General features: G+C 33.8%; 18 protein-coding genes. 9 read left to right on the forward strand and 9 right to left on the reverse strand.

Annotated features, from left to right (window positions below; translation table 11 throughout):
• The first annotated feature begins 1,134 nt into the window (after nucleotides 1-1,134).
• A complete protein-coding gene (locus tag ACHRV3_RS03330; RefSeq protein ID WP_395433309.1) occupies nucleotides 1,135-2,487 on the forward strand; it encodes a DEAD/DEAH box helicase in 1,353 nt (450 codons plus the stop codon).
• Between the two features lie 214 nt (nucleotides 2,488-2,701).
• Here the strand turns inward: ACHRV3_RS03330 and ACHRV3_RS03335 are convergent, their stop codons facing one another.
• Entirely contained in the window at nucleotides 2,702-3,814 is a 1,113-nt protein-coding gene (locus ACHRV3_RS03335) for a lactonase family protein (RefSeq protein WP_395433310.1), read from the reverse strand.
• A gap of 518 nt (nucleotides 3,815-4,332) precedes the next feature.
• On the opposite strand from ACHRV3_RS03335, the gene ACHRV3_RS03340 reads away from it, so the two are divergent.
• The 6 genes from ACHRV3_RS03340 to ACHRV3_RS03365 all read left to right on the forward strand — a co-directional run bounded on the left by ACHRV3_RS03340 (nucleotide 4,333) and on the right by ACHRV3_RS03365 (nucleotide 10,006).
• Entirely contained in the window at nucleotides 4,333-6,261 is a 1,929-nt protein-coding gene (locus tag ACHRV3_RS03340; protein ID WP_395433311.1) for a BatA domain-containing protein, read from the forward strand.
• A gap of 141 nt (nucleotides 6,262-6,402) precedes the next feature.
• Nucleotides 6,403-7,659 carry a dihydroorotase family protein gene (locus ACHRV3_RS03345; protein ID WP_395433312.1) on the forward strand — a complete coding sequence of 419 codons (1,257 nt, stop codon included), beginning with the start codon at nucleotides 6,403-6,405 and terminating at the stop codon, nucleotides 7,657-7,659.
• Between the two features lie 5 nt (nucleotides 7,660-7,664).
• Nucleotides 7,665-7,991: a hypothetical protein gene (locus ACHRV3_RS03350; protein ID WP_047778756.1), complete on the forward strand. Its 327-nt coding sequence runs from the start codon at nucleotides 7,665-7,667 to the stop codon at nucleotides 7,989-7,991.
• Between the two features lie 132 nt (nucleotides 7,992-8,123).
• Nucleotides 8,124-8,768 (forward strand): alpha/beta hydrolase, encoded by a 645-nt coding sequence (locus ACHRV3_RS03355; protein WP_395433313.1) that lies wholly within the window; start codon nucleotides 8,124-8,126, stop codon nucleotides 8,766-8,768.
• Nucleotides 8,769-8,813: 45 nt separating this feature from the next.
• Complete coding sequence (locus ACHRV3_RS03360) at nucleotides 8,814-9,386, forward strand: hypothetical protein (protein WP_395433314.1); 573 nt, start codon at nucleotides 8,814-8,816, stop codon at nucleotides 9,384-9,386.
• Nucleotides 9,387-9,436: 50 nt separating this feature from the next.
• Entirely contained in the window at nucleotides 9,437-10,006 is a 570-nt protein-coding gene (locus ACHRV3_RS03365; protein ID WP_395433316.1) for a cysteine hydrolase family protein, read from the forward strand.
• Between the two features lie 135 nt (nucleotides 10,007-10,141).
• Here ACHRV3_RS03365 and ACHRV3_RS03370 read toward each other — a convergent pair whose 3' ends face one another.
• Genes ACHRV3_RS03370 through ACHRV3_RS03380 form a run of 3 tightly spaced genes read right to left on the reverse strand, consistent with a single transcriptional unit; the run spans nucleotide 10,142 to nucleotide 11,896 of the window.
• Nucleotides 10,142-10,570, reverse strand: a complete 429-nt coding sequence (locus ACHRV3_RS03370; RefSeq protein ID WP_395433317.1) for a hypothetical protein — start codon at nucleotides 10,568-10,570, stop codon at nucleotides 10,142-10,144.
• A gap of 45 nt (nucleotides 10,571-10,615) precedes the next feature.
• Nucleotides 10,616-11,119, reverse strand: coding sequence for a hypothetical protein (locus ACHRV3_RS03375; protein ID WP_047778761.1), 504 nt, complete (start codon nucleotides 11,117-11,119; stop codon nucleotides 10,616-10,618).
• Nucleotides 11,120-11,131: 12 nt separating this feature from the next.
• Entirely contained in the window at nucleotides 11,132-11,896 is a 765-nt protein-coding gene (locus ACHRV3_RS03380) for an MBL fold metallo-hydrolase (protein ID WP_047778762.1), read from the reverse strand.
• A 90-nt stretch (nucleotides 11,897-11,986) separates the two neighbouring features.
• Between ACHRV3_RS03380 and ACHRV3_RS03385 the strand changes: the two genes are divergently transcribed.
• Nucleotides 11,987-13,447, forward strand: a complete 1,461-nt coding sequence (locus ACHRV3_RS03385) for a TonB-dependent receptor (protein ID WP_047778763.1) — start codon at nucleotides 11,987-11,989, stop codon at nucleotides 13,445-13,447.
• A 143-nt stretch (nucleotides 13,448-13,590) separates the two neighbouring features.
• Here ACHRV3_RS03385 and bcp read toward each other — a convergent pair whose 3' ends face one another.
• On the reverse strand, nucleotides 13,591-14,043 hold the full coding sequence (gene bcp / locus ACHRV3_RS03390; RefSeq protein ID WP_230001434.1) for a thioredoxin-dependent thiol peroxidase: 453 nt from the start codon (nucleotides 14,041-14,043) through the stop codon (nucleotides 13,591-13,593).
• Between the two features lie 188 nt (nucleotides 14,044-14,231).
• Here bcp and nth point away from each other — a divergent pair, with 188 nt between their 5' ends.
• Entirely contained in the window at nucleotides 14,232-14,891 is a 660-nt protein-coding gene (nth, locus tag ACHRV3_RS03395; protein WP_047778765.1) for an endonuclease III, read from the forward strand.
• A gap of 350 nt (nucleotides 14,892-15,241) precedes the next feature.
• Here the strand turns inward: nth and ACHRV3_RS03400 are convergent, their stop codons facing one another.
• The 4 genes from ACHRV3_RS03400 to ACHRV3_RS03415 all read right to left on the reverse strand — a co-directional run bounded on the left by ACHRV3_RS03400 (nucleotide 15,242) and on the right by ACHRV3_RS03415 (nucleotide 19,243).
• A complete protein-coding gene (locus ACHRV3_RS03400) occupies nucleotides 15,242-16,303 on the reverse strand; it encodes a tetratricopeptide repeat protein (RefSeq protein ID WP_395433318.1) in 1,062 nt (353 codons plus the stop codon).
• 1,069 nt (nucleotides 16,304-17,372) lie between these two features.
• On the reverse strand, nucleotides 17,373-17,516 hold the full coding sequence (locus tag ACHRV3_RS03405; protein ID WP_165579396.1) for a hypothetical protein: 144 nt from the start codon (nucleotides 17,514-17,516) through the stop codon (nucleotides 17,373-17,375).
• A gap of 52 nt (nucleotides 17,517-17,568) precedes the next feature.
• Nucleotides 17,569-18,153, reverse strand: a complete 585-nt coding sequence (locus ACHRV3_RS03410) for an RNA polymerase sigma factor (protein WP_047778768.1) — start codon at nucleotides 18,151-18,153, stop codon at nucleotides 17,569-17,571.
• Nucleotides 18,154-18,484: 331 nt separating this feature from the next.
• Entirely contained in the window at nucleotides 18,485-19,243 is a 759-nt protein-coding gene (locus ACHRV3_RS03415) for a family 16 glycosylhydrolase (protein ID WP_395433319.1), read from the reverse strand.
• Nucleotides 19,244-19,317: the final 74 nt, after the last annotated feature.

A 19,317-nucleotide genomic window follows, 5' to 3' on the forward strand; every position in this document is an offset into this window, starting at 1 on the left:
TATTGAGGAACATGGAGGTAAAAGTGAATGTAATATATTTCACTAACAATCAAATAACAAAATCCCTAATCTAGTTGATTTTTTTCTTAAACTGTAACAATAATACGTTTCGATTGTCAATTTCGACGCAAGGAGAAATCACACAAGCTGCTCCGTTTCTATTTTCCCCAATTTTGTCATACTGAGGAACGAAGTATCTTCACAAGTAATTCCGTAAAGTGAAGCTCAGCGCTATCGATTCAGCAAACGAAGATCCTTCGTTCCTCAGGATGACAAACTGTACGGAGTTTCTTGTGTGATTTCTTGTATCTCGTAATTGACAAGCTACACAATACATTTTACAGATTTCAGTATATTGCTTACTGGTATGGAGGTTGTCACAATTCTGTCATTTCGAAGTATGAGAAATCACATCCAATATTCCGTACAGTGCGTGCTCTGCTTGTGTGATTTCTCGACTTCGCTCGAAATGACAATATTGAGGAACATGGAGGTAAAAGTGAATGTAATATATTTCACTAACAATCAAATAACAAAATCCCTAATCTAGTTGATTTTTTTCTTAAACTGTAACAATAATACGTTTCGATTGTCAATTTCGACACAAGGAGAAATCACACAAGCTGCTCCGTTTCTATTTTCCCTAATTTTGTCATACTGAGGAACGAAGTATCTTCACAAGTAATTCCGTAAAGTGAAGCTCAGTGCTGTCGATTCAGCAAACGTAGATCCTTCGTTCCTCAGGATGACAAACTGTATGGAGTTTCTCGCTTGATTACGCCTCCTCAGGATGACAAACTGTGCGGAGTTTCTTGTGTGATTTCTCATTCTTCGAAATGACAGAAGTTGTGGGGTAATGTAAGTTCATTTTAGCAGTATGAGAAATCACATCCAATATTCCGTACAGTGCGTGCTCTGCTTGTGTGATTTCTCCTTACGTCGAAATGACAATATTGAGGAACATGGGGATAAAAAGAGTCGATAAAATGTAATGTTACATTCTTTGAATTCGTTCTTTTTAAAGCACACAATCATTGATAATCAATTAATTAAACACCTAAATTTCTCGAATCAACTAATAATCTAACAATCAAACCGTTATTTTAACGTACCTTTGCACAAAATTTAATGTAAATGAGCACTTTCGAACAATTCAATCTTCCAAAATCACTTCAAAAAGCAATAGACGAATTAGGTTTTGTTAAACCTACTCCTATTCAGGAAAAAACTTTTTCTGTGATTATGTCAGGTCGCGATATGATGGGAATTGCCCAAACCGGTACGGGTAAAACATTTGCCTATTTGTTGCCACTTTTAAAATTATACAAATTTACACCAACCAATACACCTAAAATTGTAGTGCTGGTTCCAACACGTGAATTAGTTGTTCAGGTGGTAGAAGAAATCGAGAAATTAACCAAATACATGTCGGTTAAAACACTTGGAATCTTTGGTGGTGTAAACATCAATACACAGAAAAAAGCTGTTTACGAAGGAATCGACATTTTAGTCGGAACTCCGGGAAGAACCATGGATTTGGCTTTGGACGCGGTGGTTCGCTTTGATGAAACTCAGAAATTAGTTATCGATGAGTTTGATGAAATGCTGAACTTAGGGTTCCGTACTCAATTGACGGCTCTTTTGGCAATGATGAAAACCAAACGTCAAAACATTTTATTCTCTGCAACAATGACCGATGAAGTTGATGCTGTTTTGAATGACTTTTTTGATTTTCCGGAAGAGGTAACACTTGCCGCTTCAGGAACTCCACTTGAAAAAATCACACAGATTACTTATAATGTTCCGAACTTTAATACCAAAGTTAACTTACTGAAACATTTATTAGAAACAAACGAAAGCATGGAACGTGTTTTGGTTTTTGTGAATAATAAAAAGATTTCGGATATGCTTCATACCCGAATCGAAGAGGATTTTGAAGGTCAGTTTGGGGTAATTCACTCGAACAAATCTCAAAATTACCGTTTGAGTACGATGGCAGAATTTCAAGAAGGAAATCTACGCGGATTGATCACAACCGATATTATGGCCAGAGGTTTGGATATTTCGAACATCTCGCACGTTATCAACTTTGAACTTCCGGAATTCCCTGAATTGTACATGCACAGAATTGGTCGTACCGGTCGTGCTGATGCAACGGGAACTGCAATTAGTTTCATCACTCCTCGTGAAGAAGAATTTAAAGTCGAAGTTGAAGTTTTGATGAATCAGGAACTTGAAATCGCTGATTTCCCTGAAGAAGTTGAAGTTTCCTTGAAATTAATCGAGCCGGAAAAAGACCGTCAACCAATTAAATTCTTAACGAAAAAACCAAAACTTACCGGAGATGGTGCTTTTCACGAAAAAGATAAAAAGAATAAAAAAGTCAATCTTGGAGGTCCTTCAAAAACCAAAAAGAAAACGCATGGTTCTGTTAATAGAAACATGTTGAAGACTAGGGATAAGAAGAGGAAAGATAAGAATAAATAGTTTTCCTGAAGGTTCTGAGGTACTGAGTTGCTGAGGTTCTGAGTTTTAAAATATTCAATTTGAGATTCTGAGACACTAAGATACTGAGGTTCTAAGTTTTAAAATATTAAAAAAGCTTCAAATACAAGTTTAATCATTTAAACCTGTATTTGAAGCTTTTTAAGTTCCGATTCTTAGCCACTTAGAAACTCAGCACCTCAGAAACTCAAAAAAACTAAATCTTCGTAAAAACCAGCCCAACCGGCGAGCACAATTCGATTTTCTTGCCTGTATCTGTCAATTTCCCTGTTGTTTTATCTCTTTTAAAAATAACTATAGTATTTGTGTATTGATGCCCTACTAAAAGGTAATTTCCAGTTGGATCGATAGCAAAATCTCTTGGGCCTTTTCCTAAAGTACTTACTTGCTCTACTTTTTCAAGACCTCCGTTTTTAAGGATTTTATATACGGAAATAGCGTTAACATCTACACGATCGGACACGTATAAAAATTTTCCGTCAGGCGAAATTTTTATGGCTGCTGCTCCTGTCCCTCCTTTTAAATCTTTTTCAAGAATGCTTGTTTCTGCGATAACTTTCAGACTTCCATTTTTATCAAAAGAAAAAGTAGTTAGTGTTCCGTCTAATTCCTGGACCAGATATACAAACTTGCCATCTTTGCTAAAAGTCAAATGTCTTGGGCCACTTCCCGCTTTCACAGCAACACTTTCTTTTAATGTCAATATTTCGTTTTTAGAATCGGGATTGTATTTATAAACAAAAACTTTATCTAAGCCTAAATCATTAGACAAAACATATTTTTTATCGGGAGAAAAACAAACCATATGTACATGTGCCTTTTCCTGACGTGCAGGATTAACTCCTTTTCCTTCATGTTGAATTAATTGCTGTCCTGTTGTAATACTTCCGTCGGGATTCTTTTTGAATACAGCGATGTTTCCACCGGAGTAATTGGCGATAATTACGTTTTTTTCGTCATTAATCAGATGACAGGGATCGGCTCCTAGAGCATCATTTTTATTCAGAAAATTAAGTTTCCCGCTTGCTGAATCATAACCAAAAGCGCTTACTGTACTTTGAGTTCCATTTTCGTTTACTGCATAAACAAATTTGTTATCCGCTGAAACCGACAAATAACTTGGACTCAAAACATTTTCTGAAGAACTCTTTAACTTAAAATCTCCGGAATTAGAATCAAATTCGTAAACGTAAATTCCGTCACTTTGACAAGTATTGGTATAAGTCCCAACCAACAAATTAAATTTGCTCTGAGCCTGTGAAGCCGAAAAAGCCAACACAGAAAAAAGCAACATATAGACTCTTTTCATATTTTTTATTTTTTTGAATCTGGCTAAAATACTTAATATTCTAATTAGGGCATCAAATTTTTATTACAAATGAATTCTCAAAAGTTATATTTCTTTTTAAACCATATAAGTTATGTAAGTTCATTTTACTTTTGCGTATAGTCCCCATTTTGTCTTAACGCTTTGGAATAAATTCGCACAAGTTGTATTTCTTTTTAACACATAGAAACATAGTTTTAAAATGGATTGTTCTAAGTGGTTTTAAGAAAATCGTGATTTATTCGCATAGGTATCTGTGATTTATTTTAAATGAAATGCCTTATTAAGATTTCTACAAGCTATGTTTCTATGTGTTAAAGAACTTTTACAGCATTACAGCCGCCAGCTTAGATTAATTTAAGTTTAGTCCGTTTGATTTTCAAAGCACTGTATTTACATGAACTTATATAACTTATATGGTTAAAATAAAAAAACAAATTTGTATTTTTGACCAGCATCTTCACGAAAAATCAAACGTAGTGAAGTAAATCGAAGCCAGAATGCATTTTAAACACCCTGAAATTCTATACTTTCTGTTTCTGTTGATTGTTCCAATTTTGGTACATTTATTTCAATTACGCCGCTTTAAAATCTCTTATTTTACTAATGTCCGTTTCCTGAAAGAACTTTCGATACAAACCCGAAAAAGTTCGAAAATTAAAAAACGATTGCTACTGGCAACCCGTTTATTACTGTTGGCCTTTGCTATTATTGCCTTTGCCCAGCCTTTCTTCGAAGCAAAAGACAGTAAGAATGCTACAAACGAAATGTATATCGTTTTGGACAATTCGTTTAGTATGCAGGCCAAAGGAAAAAAAGGCGAATTACTAAAACGTGCCGTTCAGGAATTACTGGAAAACACACCCGAAACAGCACAATTCTCGCTACTTACCAATACCGAAAACTTTTGGAATACGGATATCAAATCATCCAAAGGTGCTTTGCAAAATCTAAATTACAGTGCCACTCCGTTTGAACTTTCGGCTATACTGGCGAAAATAAAAGCGCATAAATCGGCTCATAAAAAAGACATCGTCATTATTACAGATGCCGTAGGTCTGGCCGAAAAAGAGTTAAAAAACATTGATTTTGAAGAAAAACCGTATTTCATAATTCCCGAGGCCGAACAAAAAAACAATGTGGCCATTGATAGTGTTTTTATCAATCAGACTTTAGAGAATTTTTACGAAATCACTGTCAATTTAGCTGCTTACGGTGAAGATTTCAAGCCTGTTTCGATGGCTTTATACAATCAGGAGAAATTAATTGCCAAAACCATTATCAATTTTGACAGTAAGGAAAAGAAAATCAATTTTACAATTCCAAAAGAAGCTTTTCATGGTTACGTAACGATCGAAGATCATGGTTTGACTTACGATAATAAACTTTATTTTAGCATTTCTAAAACTAAAAAAACGAATATAATTAGTATCGGAGAACCGGAAAAAAGCAACTTTTTATCGCGAATCTATACGCCAACCGAATTCAATTACAACAATTATTCGATTAGTAGTTTGGACTATAATAGTCTAGATAAACAAAATACTATTATTTTAAATGAATTAGAAGAAGTGCCACAAGCTTTGCAAACGACCTTAAAAGCATTTGTAGCAAAAGGCGGTAATCTGGTAATCATTCCATCTGAAAAAACTTCGGTTACGAATCTAAATTCTTTTTTAAGCAATTTTGGAAAAATTCAATTCAAAAACCTTCAAAATACCAGTAAACTAATTACCAAAATCAACTTTGATCATCCTTTGTTTTCGGGTGTTTTTGAAAATAAAATCACCAATTTTCAATATCCGAAAACGTCTAAGTCATTTGATATTTCGAGTCCTTATCCGGCGGTTTTATCTTATGAAGACCAAAGTGTATTTTTGACCATGGTTCAAAATCCGGTTTCGGGAGTCTCTGTTTTTTCGGCACCTATTAATGCTGTGAATTCAAACTTTCAGCAATCTCCGTTAATTGTTCCTCTTTTTTACAAAATGGGACAGAACAATCAAAAAACTGGAGTTAATGCTTTGACCATTGGCAATAATCAGCCTTATTTTGTTGATGTTCTTTTGACGAAAGATGCGATTTTGGAAGTAAAAGGAAATGATGATTCTTTTATTCCGATTCAGCAAATATTGAACAATAAAGTAAAATTAGTTTTCAATGATTTCCCTGAAACTGCTGGAAATTATAGTGTATTTGACAAAAAAAACTGGGTAGAAAATCTGAGTTTCAACTACAAACGAAGCGAAAGCGATTTAAGCCAGGTCAATACAAATGTGGTTTCAGATTTCAAAACTGCCGATACCGTTTCTACTATTTTTAACACCCTACAAACTGAGCGAACTGACAGCCAACTTTGGAAATGGTTTATTATCTTTGCACTGTTATTTTTAGCATTAGAAATGGCAATCATCAAATTTGTAAAGTAATTCAGTCGTCATTTCATCGAAAGAAAAAACACAAGCACTGAGAATACACTACATGGAATATTGAATGCGATTTCTCCTTCGTCGAAATGACAAATAGAATGGTTAAAAAACGATTTCAGTACAAAATAAATTTATCTACATATGAAAATAATCATCAGAAGCGCCAAAATTATCGACTCCAAAAGTCCGTTTCACAACCAGACCGTTGATCTTTTAATTGCAGATGGTATTATAGAAAAAATAGGAGCTTCACTTCCTGAATCTACAGAGGCTAAAGAAGTAAAATTTGATAACCTGCATCTTTCACAAGGCTGGTTCGACAGCAGTGTTTCTTTTGGAGAACCTGGTTACGAAGACAGAGAAACCATCGCAAACGGATTAACTGTTGCTGCCAAAAGTGGTTTTACGGGTGTAGCCTTACAACCGAACTCCTTCCCAATTATTGACAATCAATCGCAAATTAATTTTGTGAAAAGTAAAGCCAATGGTTTTGCTACAGAACTTTTCCCTATCGGTGCTTTAACCAAAGCCAGCGAAGGAAAAGATATGGCAGAATTGTTTGATATGAAAAAATCGGGTGCCGTGGCTTTTGGAGATTACAACAAAAGCTTAGACAATGCCAATTTGCTTAAAATCGCTTTACAATATGTACAGGATTTTGATGGTTTGGTAGTGTCCTATTCGCAAGATGTTAACTTAAAAGGGACTGGTGTTGTAAATGAAGGAATCATTTCTACCAAATTAGGATTGAAAGGAATTCCGAATTTAGCCGAAGAATTACAAATTTCAAGAAATCTGTTTTTACTGGAATATACCAGTGGAAAATTACATATTCCAACTGTTTCTACAGCAAAATCGGGTGCTTTGATTAAAGAAGCCAAAGCTAAAGGTCTTAACGTGACTTGCAGCGCTTCTGTGCATCATTTGGTTTTAAACGATGAAAAACTGGAAGGGTTTGATACCCGTTATAAAGTGACGCCACCCCTGAGAACTGAAAGTGACAGAGCTGCTCTTGTAAATGCTGTTCTTGACGGAACTATTGACATGATTACTTCTGACCATAATCCGATTGATATTGAATTTAAGAAAATGGAATTTGATACGGCCAAAAATGGTACTATTGGTCTTGAAAGTGCTTTCGGAGCTTTGCTTACCGTTCTGCCTTTGGAAACTGTTATCGAGAAACTAACTCTTGGAAAAGCTGTTTTTGGAATCGAAAATAATTCGATTGCGGAAGGTTCTAAAGCTAATTTCACCTTCTTTTCTCCTGAAGGCAACTCAACTTTCACAAAAGAAAACATCCTTTCAAAATCAAAAAACTCTGCCTTCTTAGGAACTGAAACAAAAGGTACTGTTTATGGCATTTTAAATCAAAATCAACTCGTTATCACAAAATAATTACAATGAATAATTCAATCGAAGAGGGAAAAACGGCCGCAATTACCAGCTATATTTTAATCGTTGGTGTACTAATTGCCATGTCTATGAACTCGGAAAATAAAAATAGTTTTGCTTCTTTTCATATTCGTCAGGCTTTGGGATTGTCTTTAGCTTTTATTTCGTTTGGAGCGATTATCAGCAACTTTGACAGCTTTTTCATCACTTTCCCAATGTGGATTTGTATTTCTGTTCTATGGTCTTATGGCATTTTCAGTGCTATCCAGGGACATACAAAACCAATTCCTTTGGTAGGTGAACTTTTCCAGAAATGGTTTAAAAGCATCTCTTAACGTTAAATTCCAAACTTTTTAAATTCCAAATTCCAATCTTTGGCAAAGTTGAAGCCGAAAACCAAAAACTTACATTTCACAATTAAAAACTTAGAGCCTCAGAATCTTAGCCTCTTAGAATCTTAAAAAAAAATGAATCTATCTTTAGAATATAAAATACAAGAACCAAAAGTTATTTTAGATAAAAATCCTGTTTTACTTTTATTACATGGTTATGGCAGCAACGAAGCGGATCTGTTTTCGTTTGCAACCGAATTACCCGATCATTATTACATTATTTCAGCCAGAGCACCTTATGACATACAATATGGCGCTTATGCTTGGTACGCTATAAATTTTGATGCGGATCAAAACAAATTTTCAGATAACGAACAGGCGAAAACCTCTCGTGATTTGATCGCCACTTTTGTTGATGAATTGGTAGCTACATATCCTATTGACGCTAATAATGTTACTTTAATTGGTTTCAGTCAGGGGTCGATTTTAAGTTATGCAGTGGCGCTTTCTTATCCGGAAAAGATTCAGAAAGTAGTTGCGATGAGCGGTTATTTTAATGACGAAATCATAAAAGAAGGTTTCGCGCAAAACGACTTCAAAAACCTGAAAATATTTGCTTCTCACGGAACTGTAGATCAGGTTATCCCAATTGACTGGGCGAGAAAAACTCCTGCAATTTTAGAAAAATTACATATTCCTGCTGTTTATAAAGAATATCCTGTCGGTCACGGTGTGGCGCCTCAGAATTTCTTTGATTTTAAGAATTGGCTGGCGGAGTAGTTTACAGTCTCGGTCGCAGTTTACAATAACAATAAAATTCTATATATGAGTAATTATAAAATTATTAATGCCAAAAATGTTTTTATAATTACTCTTATTATTATTCCTTTAACAATTATATCTGTTTGGATTATTGGGTTACAAAATCAAAGGTCAATATTTGAAAATTCATTATTATCTACAACAATTCTATCTTTAGCCTTCTTTCTTTTTATTTCAATTGGTTTGTATAATGGAAAAAAAATGAAAGACAATCTCGGTGAATTAGAACAGGATAATATTTTTTTTCAAAAAAATACCGCTCTTGACAGTAATGGAGATATTCCCGACATAGGAGAAGGAATAATGGGCATTATAGTCAGCATAATTTTATGGTTCCTTATATCCATAATTGCAAGTTATCTTCTTTGGGTTTTTGAAACCATTTTCTGGATTACAATCTTAAATTTTATCGGTATATTATATTGGATTTTTTTCAGCGCATTAAAACTCGTTTTTAAAAAATCAGTAATTTGTAAAGGAAGTTATTCAAAAAGCATCTTCTATGGACTTAGCTTTACATTTCTTTATAATTTCTGGATTTACACCATTCTATTTATGACAATGTATTTGTACTAATTTATAATTGACACCACAAACAAACCCAACTGAAATTAAAACTTCAAAATATGAGTAACACAAAACTTAATAACCCGGCATTAATTTTAATTGATATTCAGAAAGGATTCGATGATATTGCTTATTGGGGAGGAGACCGAAATAATGTAACTGCAGAACAAAAAGCCGGCGAACTTTTAGGAATCTGGAGAGCTAAAAACTTACCGATTTTTCACGTACAACATTGTTCCTCTAATCCAAATTCAATTTTGAATGAGACAAGTCCGGGAAATGAATTTCAGGATGTTGTAAAGCCACTTGAAGGAGAAACCGTCATCAAAAAGAATGTAAACAGCGCTTTTATCGGAACTAACTTAAAAGAGTTACTCGATACTGCAAAAATAGAAAACCTTGTTATTGTAGGTCTAACAACCGATCATTGTGTTTCTACAACAACGAGAATGGCCGGAAACTTCGGTTACTCCGTATATTTAGTTTCGGACGCAACAGCAACATTCAATAAAAAAGGTATTAACGGAGAAGATTTCTCAGCAGAAATAATTCATCAAACCGCATTAGCAAGTTTAAACGAAGAGTTTGCACAAGTGGTAACAAGTGCTTTTATCAAACAAATTGTCTAGATATATGTGAAGTTTGATTCACATAATAAAAAAGTGAGATATAATTTGGCATTCACCATCTTACATCTCACTTTTTCACATCCCACATTTTACAAATTTGGAATTTGGAATTTCAAAAATTTGGAATTTCCAAACCTATATTCCTGTATAAATAATTTTACCTGCTTTTTTCAGAACATATCCTTTCCATGGAATTAGCTCATAATCGCCTTTTCTCCAAGACTCACCTTCTGATTTTCTTTCTAAGATAATGGTTTCGTTTTCTGTATTGTCCAGAAAAAGCTCTGCTTTATCTCCTTCAAAAATTACGTAGGCAACCGTCGAATATGTTTTTCCGTCTTCGGCGTGAGCCAACTGTGTTCCGACTTCAAAAAGACGTACACATTCTTTCTTAACAATTGACCAGGTATAACCGGCAGACCCTTTACATCCATGAGCATCACTATCGCCACCAACCACTCTTGGTTTTGGTTCTTCTTGCACTGGTTTGGCTTCCTGAGCAACTTTCTTATTGCAAGAAAAAGAAAGTGTGATAATAACTGCGAATAAAAATAGTTTTTTCATAATTTCATTGTTTTAAATTACTACATATCAAAGTATTATCATTCTTTATTTTTGATACAACAAAGATTGATTTACTTCAAATGTAATACTTTCGTCAGTATTAACAAAGTATTTTAATAAGACTTCTCCCCATAATTCACCATTACTGTAATCAGCGATAATCCATCTGTGGTTCAGGATTTTAATTTTATTGATGATAAACTTTTTACCTTCAATTTTATCCTGTCCTGTATAAGGATTCCCGTTTGGATTCGAATTCAGGTCTAATAATTTTTCAGTCACAACCGGAATCAGTTTTTCGTATTGAATAATTTTTCCGCCTGTAGCACTGTTATCAAAGTAGTTTTGGGCATTTTCGTTACGCTCTAAAGAAAAATAATCTGATTCAGATAGTTTTGTCGAAACCAAACTGATACTGTCTCTGAGCTTTTTAGTAGTCTTCTCGTATCTTTCCTGCTCAAATTTCACTTCGCGACTATAAAACATATAAGTAAAAACATTCATTAATATCGCCAGGATAAAAAGATAAAGCATTAAGGATTTTTTCATTTTGTAATATAATTAAATTGTAATTTCTAAATTATCGTAAGCCAGAAAAACGTTTTTAGGCAGTAGTTTTTGCACTTCTTCGTGAAAACCTAAAACATGACTGATATGCGTCAAATAAGCCACTTCAGGTTTTACTAAATCAATAAAATCTAAAGCTTCCTGTAAGTTAAAATGGGTATCATGCGGTTCAACGCGCAAAGCATTCACCACCAAAACTTTCAGATTTTTAAGTTTCTGTATTTCAACATCTTCTATCGTCTTTACATCGGTCAGATAAGCAAAATCATCGATTCGATATCCAAAAACCTGTAAATCACCATGCATTACATTTACCGGAATTGCCATTTTATCTCCAATAGCAAAAGGTTCATTGTTTTTTACTTCGATGGTTCTGACACTTGGAGCGCCGGGATATTTGTTTACGGTTTCAAAAACGTACTCAAAACGACGTCTTAAATTGTCTATAACACGCTGATGTGCATAAACCGGAATTTCACCTTGCCTGAAATTAAACGGACGAATGTCGTCCAATCCCGCAGTGTGATCCGCATGTTCGTGTGTAAATAGGATTGCATCCAGTTTTCTGCAGCCGCAAGTAAGCATTTGTTGCCTGAAATCAGGTCCGCAATCTACCACATACGAATGTTCACCCCAAGTGATCCAAATGGACACTCGAAGTCTTTTATCCTTAGCATCAGTGCTTTTACAAACAGGATGATCAACCCCAATAATTGGGATGCCTTGAGAAGTGCCGGTACCTAAAAAATTGATCTTCAATTGAACTTATTTTTTTTACAAAAATAGGATTATTTCTCTTTCATTAGAAGCCTAATTTGCTAACTTTGTAACAAATCTATTTAAAATAAAATGGGTACAGAAATAAAACTCAAAGGTGACAAGGTCATCGAACAGATTCCTTCTATAAAAGACAAAGCTTTACGCATTAATTTAAACGAGAATATTTACGGGACATTTGCTGAAATCGGTGCTGGACAAGAAACCGTTAGACACTTTTTCAGATCCGGAGGTTCATCGGGAACAATTGCAAAAGCAATGTCTGCCTATGACAAAGATTTTAGTGATGCGGTTTACGGAATTGAAAGTGATGGAAGATATGTGACGGAAAACCGTCTAAAAAAAATGCTGACTTTTGAAGGGGAGCTTATTGAAGAGCGTTTGAGCCGTGAAAAACACCCAAACAAACTTTTCTTTAGTTATGCGAATACCGTTGCAACTATCGATTTTGCAAAACAATTTAAAGGTCATGGTTGGGTTGGAATCCGCTATCAAATTGAACCGGACGAAGCTTACAACGAAATTATTCTACACATTCGTTTTAAAGAAACCGATGCCAGACTACAACAGGAAACACTTGGTATTTTAGGGGTAAACTTAATCTACGGTGCTTTTTACAAATACAATGATCCAAAACGATTACTTCGTTATTTATACGATCACTTAGACAAAGATCAATTAGAAATTGACACGATTAACTTCTCAGGACCTCGTTTTGCTGATGTTGACAATCGTTTGATGAGTTTACAATTGGTTAAAAACGGAATGACTGATGCGGTAATGTTCAATCCTGAAGGAAAAAACATCTTACCAGCTGCTATTTTATACAAAAAGAACCTTTTAGCTTTAAGAGGAAGTTTTCGTCCCGTTACAAAAGTTAACATGGACATGTATGAGAAGTCATTAAAAATGTTTCTCGAAGAAAACAAAGTTGACAAAGACAATACTTTGGTGGTTTTTGAAATTACACTTTCGAATTTACGTTCAGATGGTGAAATTGACGAGCGTGACTTTATGGACAGAGCCGAACTACTTTGTTCGCTAGGCCAGACTGTTATGATTTCGAATTTCCAGGAATATTATAAGGTTGTTGAATATTTTGCAAACTATACCAAAGCACGTATGGGACTAGCAATGGGTGTTAACAATTTAGTTGATATTTTTGATGAGAAATATTACCGTCATTTAAGTGGAGGAATTCTCGAAGCTTTCGGAAAATTATTCTACCGAGACATGAAAGTGTTCTTATATCCGATGTTAGATGAAAATGGGACTCTAATGAATTCAACAAACTTAAAAGTACATCCACGAATGAAAGAATTGTACAAATTCTTTAAATTCAACGGAAAAGTGGTTGATGTCGTTGGTTACGATCCACATAATTTGGAAGTTTTCTCTCGCGAGGTTCTAAAAATGATCAATCAAGGAAAAACCGGTTGGGAACATATGTTACCTCCAGGTATCGCCGAAATCATAAAAGAACACCATCTTTTTGGTTACCATCCGGAGAAAGAGCTGAATCAGACAAATTAAAAAAAATCCCCTTAGAAGAAATTCATTCTTTTTAAGGGGATTTTTTTTAGTATTCAGTCGCAGTACTCAGTTTTCAGTCGCAGTTTTCAGTCTCAGTTTTATACTGAACGCTGGGACTGAGACTGAATACTGAGACTGGGTACTTATTTCAAAATCTGCGCTGCGTGTTCTTTTGTTTTTACTTTTTCGATTACCTCGTCGATGATACCGTTTTCGTCTATTACGAAAGTAGTTCTGTGGATTCCATCATACTCTCTTCCCATGAATTTTTTAGGTCCCCAAACACCAAAAGCATTGATTACCGATTTATCTTCGTCGGCAATTAGTGGAAAAGGAAATTCATATTTATCTTTAAATTTCCCTTGTGCTTTCTGACTGTCTGCACTTACACCTAAAAGCTCATAATTATTGGCTTTAAAACGCTCGAAATTATCTCTTAAATCACAAGCTTCTGCCGTACAACCCGGTGTACTAGCTTTGGGATAAAAGAAAACCACTAATTTCTTACCCGCATAATCCGCCAATTTATGCACTTTTCCATCCTGATCTGTTCCCGAAAATTGCGGCGCTTTATCTCCTTTTTGTAGTGTTGTCATATCTTGTTTATTGTTTACTATCGTTCTGTGAAAATGTGAATTATCAAATGTTTGATGCCAAATGTGTTTGTAAGATCTGAAATTTTCAATTTTATTAATTTTAACTTTTCAGAATACGCATTTTACATTTCACTATACACATTTCACTAATAAAATTATGCTATTTTTACGGGACTAAAATTACGGAAATGAATAAAGAAGCTCGCGTACAATTTGTTATAAATACGTTAAAAGAACTCTATCCTACTATACCAATTCCTCTTGATCACAAAGATCCTTATACTTTATTGATTGCTGTTTTACTGTCAGCACAATGTACAGATGTGCGGGTGAATCAAATTACGCCTTTACTTTTTGCAAAAGCGGATAATCCGTATGACATGATTAAAATGTCGGTGGAAGAAATCAAAGAAATCATCCGTCCTTGTGGATTATCGCCAATGAAATCGAAAGGAATTCATGGTTTATCACATATATTAATTGACAAACATGACGGAAAAGTTCCTCAAAGCTTTGAAGCACTTGAAGAATTGCCGGCTGTTGGTCATAAAACAGCAAGTGTTGTCATGTCTCAAGCTTTTGGCGTTCCGGCATTTCCGGTTGACACACACATACACCGATTGATGTACAGATGGAACCTTACTAATGGGAAAAATGTAGTGCAAACTGAAAAAGATGCCAAAAGATTATTTCCAAGAGAAATATGGAATGATCTGCATCTTCAGATTATTTGGTACGGACGTGAGTACTCCCCTGCACGTGGCTGGAGTTTAGAAAAAGATATTATCACCAGAACCATTGGGAAAAAGTCTATTATTGAGGAGATGAATAAAAAATTACAAGTTTAACCACTAAGTTCGTGAGGTTTCGCAACGTTCGCAAAGTTTACTTATAACATTACGACTCCTTTTTAATTTTATGCCTAATTTTTTTTCACGCAGATTTAGCAGATTGCGCAGATTTTTTTTCAAGAGTTAAATAAGATCAGCCTAATCTGCTAAATCTGCGTGAAAAAGAAAATCTTTGTGAGCCTTGCGTTTATTTTTTTAATCTTAAAGTAAAAGCAAGGTTAACGTAAAGATTTTAAAATAAACATGGATTTTGCTGTTTGGAATTTAATCCCTTTATAACAAATACTGATACCTATTTTAAAACCTTTGCCTTTTTGTACCTCTGAACCTTCAAACCTATTCCCTCTCTACATCCCTCCTTTCAAAGAATTATACTCATTGGTCATATCAAGTGATTTATAAACTCCCAAAAGTGTTTTTGTAACAGACGTATTTTTAGGTTCAATAAGAAGTGCTTTTTTAAGATAAGGTATGGCACTCCTGGTTATATCATCTTTTTTAGCATTTAGTTTATCATACTTTTGCATTTCTGACGCACTGGTACCTAAAGTCGCAATCTCGTCTGCCAATACCTTTTTCAATTCCAATTTCAAATATGCCAGATTGATATACGCATCTATATTGTTAGGATCTAATTCCAATACATTATTATAGATTACTTCTGCTTTGGCGAAATCCTTTTTTTCCAGATAGGCATAAGCCAAATTCTTATTGACTTCCGTTTTCTTGGATGGAATAGACTCCGTTCTTGGTTTTTCGTAAAGCCCGGCCTGAATAGCAGATTCTCTTGCTTTCGGCGAGATAAAAGTATCTTCTTCTTTTGTTTTTTTGTTTGTAGCGAAATAGAGGATTCCTTTTCCTGAAAACTTAATCTTTTTTAACTGTTCATAATATTTTATAGCTAAGTCATAATCTTCTCCGTTTATAGAAGCTGCGGCCGCGTTATATAAGTTCAAAGTATCTTTTTTATCAAACAAATAAACCTCGTAACTCTTTTTTGCACTTTCTTTAAAATTACCTGTTTTAAAATCATTCATCGCGCCGTTAACGAGATTCGATTTCATTTGTTTTAGTGCGGCATTCGCTTTTATACTGGATTTGTATTTACCGGACTCGTTTTCATATAGCAAAACATCCTGATAGGCTTGTGAAGCTAAGGTGAAATTATTGGCTGCATCTATATTTTTGGTCGCTAAATCCTTTAATACATTTCCTTTTAAAAAGTAAAAATCAGATTTGTCTTCATCGGATGCGTTAAGAATAAGATACTCTGTTTTATTCAAAATCGTAATTGCATTTTGGGAATTACCTTTTTCAAAAATAGATTGGGCTTCTTTTATTTGTGCATTTTGTGCATACGCACCAACATTTACCAGTAGTATGGATACTATTATAAATTTTATTTTCATTGGAGATTAAGTTTGATTTTTAAAATAGATTTTGGGCCTAATTTTGCGACCAATTTTTAGCAGTAAGCCAGCTTAAAAAATTACCATCAGAATATTTTAAACAAAATATCCTTTATGATTCCAGACAAAACGAAGGTTTCTCAATGTCCGATGGCTTTCTTTTAAGCAAAATTGTGTCTTCCTTTTAATATCCTCTCGTGGATTCAAAAGTGTATCAAACTAAAAAATTAAAAAGGGTAGTTTTTTATCATACTGAGCATTTTACAGGTTAAACATATCACATTACTTCTTTATCATAATTACAGAAAAAATATCATTTTAACAATATTTAAGCTATAAATATTTTTTAATCAATAAATTATTAAAAAGAATTTATTTTTAACTAAAATAAAATTAAAAACTGAATGCACAAATAAAATACGGGCAATTTTTTAACTAAAATATAACATTTTAGGTAAAATAAGTAATAACTTATGAATTACCACACGTAAGAAAGTATTTTACTATAATAATAACATTGAATTACATTTTTGATCCTATTTGAACATTTTAATCTTTTTAAAAAGACAAATGGATCAAACTTTAAAATTGTGGAGTTGATGGGAGCTCTTCGGCTTTGCTCAGAGTGCTCTTCGACTTCGCTCAGAGTGACAGGCTTATTGGTTTTAACAGACTCTTAAATTTTCTTTGTGGGGAATGATAAAATTATTGAATAGAAATAATAAAACTATTCAGTCTGTGGCTTGTTTATATTTTGCCACAGATTAAAAGATTAAAATGATTAAATAATCAGTGCGAATCATTTTAATCTGTGGCAAAAAAACAATTCATGACAATTGCTGTAATTCGTAGCAAAAAGATCACCCACTAATCGGCTTATTCATTCTACAGGTAAAACTAATTCAAGTTTTGCGGTTTCCAAAAACTTGAAACCTGAAACCTTAAACTTAAAACCTGAAACAAACAGAAAAACTCACTAGCTGTACTTACATACCTATAGTGAGCTTTCAACCAAACGACCAGTTGGTTTTTCTTTTTAAAATATATCCCGTTAAAAGTACCGGGCAGTTTAATTCGCTATTATCTCAAAACTTTTGCCTTCCACTTTCACAACAGAAAGTGCTTGTGAATAGCTTAATAAAAAAGAAACAACTTCTTTTCTAGGTTTTAGGTCTTTAGAAGCTAACGCTTTTTTAGAGTAAATTTTCGCCATACTATTAAAATGATTTGTTTTATAGTATAACGAACTAATACTCAAAATAGTATTAGTTGGTTAAAATAATTTGATGTTTGTCAATTATTTTTCTCAAATTCATTAATGCATAACGCATTCTTCCTAATGCGGTATTGATGCTTACTCCTGTAAGTTCTGAGATTTCTTTAAAACTCATGTCTTGATACATGCGCATTACCAAAACCTCTTTTTGATCTTCAGGAAGCTCCTCGATTATCTTTTTCAAATCTACCTCAACCTGATCAAAGATCATTTTATTTTCGATTGTCAAAGAGTTGTCCGACATTACAGAGAAGATAGAAAACTCTTCTGTTTCTCTGTACATGGGCATTTTTTTGGTTTTACGAAAATGATCTACAATTAGGTTATGCGAAATACGCATTACCCAAGGCAGAAATTTTCCTTCTTCATTATAGGAATTACTTTTAAGGGTTTTGATTACCTTAATAAAAGTATCTTGAAAAATATCATTTGAAATATCTCTATCAGCGATCTTCGAATATATAAAACCATATATCTTAGATTCGTGTCTTTTTATTAGTGTCGCCAAGGCAGTTTCGTTGCCTTCGATATAATTTTTTACTAATAGAGCGTCTGGAATATGCAGATCAACCATAATACTACTTTTTTAGTTTCTGTTTAAAATTTGGAGTAATTTTTTCTAAAAAGTAATTTTATGTAATAGGCGGATCTTTTTTTGTGAGTTATGTTAATATTCTGTTCAAATTTAACAAATTATTATTCTAAAAAGCAAATTAGAGCGACAATTAATTAATAATAAAAAGGGCACTATTGCAAATTAAAAGTAATTTTTAGGTGCAAAGTGCTTAAAATCACCAAATAACAGCGACTTCTTTAACAATTTAAAATGAAGAATAACAAGTTAAAACATTCAGTACAAACAAGTTATCCTTCATTTTTTTGTACTATTTATAGTACTTATATTGCTATTGATAAACACGAATATAATCGATATAGTACTTTTGAGGCAATATACTATCATCAACCTCAGGCCCTCCAAAGTTACCTCCGATCGCTAAATTGACAATTATATAAAAGGGCTTATCAAAAGGCCAGGTATTTTCATCTTTTACCTTAGGGTCGAAAGTATAAACTAAAGAAGTGTCTACAAAAAAATCAATTTTATCTTTAGACCATTCTATTGCGTATACATGGAACCCTTCTTCAATATTAGGAAATTCTGTTCTTTTGGTATTGATTGTATTCCCGTGACTGTCTTGTGTATGCAGAGTTGTATACACCATATGAGGATCTCTTCCGATATATTCTAAAATATCAATTTCTCCTGTTTTTGGCCATTTTACCTCATCAATATTAGCGCCCAACATCCAAAATGCCGGCCATAAACCGTGACCTACAGGCAATTTTGCTCTCGCTTCTATCCTGCCATATTTAAATTCTTTTTTCCTTTTGGTTGTAATTTTAGTTGACGTGTACTTATTTCCTTCTTTTCTGGCTTCAATAATCAGATTTCCGTCTTTTATTTCGTGGTTTGTCTTGGTATAAATCTGTCTTTCATTATTACCATAACCACACAAATCCGGGCAGCCGTCTCCCAGTTCAAAATTCCAAAAGGTCTCGTTTATTTTCTTTTTGTTAAAATTTTCTTCCCAGATGAGCTTTCTGTCTGTCTGCTGTGCAAAACAAAAGCTGCTCATTAATACCAACACGATTATTTTCTTCATACGTACGTTTTAGATTTCTACAATTAAGAAGATCAGCCTGCAACTGACCTTCTTCTTTTATTCTTACTACTCAA

Origin of the sequence: Flavobacterium sp. FlaQc-49 (assembly GCF_044005985.1) — a bacterium.
GTDB lineage: Bacteria > Bacteroidota > Bacteroidia > Flavobacteriales > Flavobacteriaceae > Flavobacterium > Flavobacterium cupriresistens.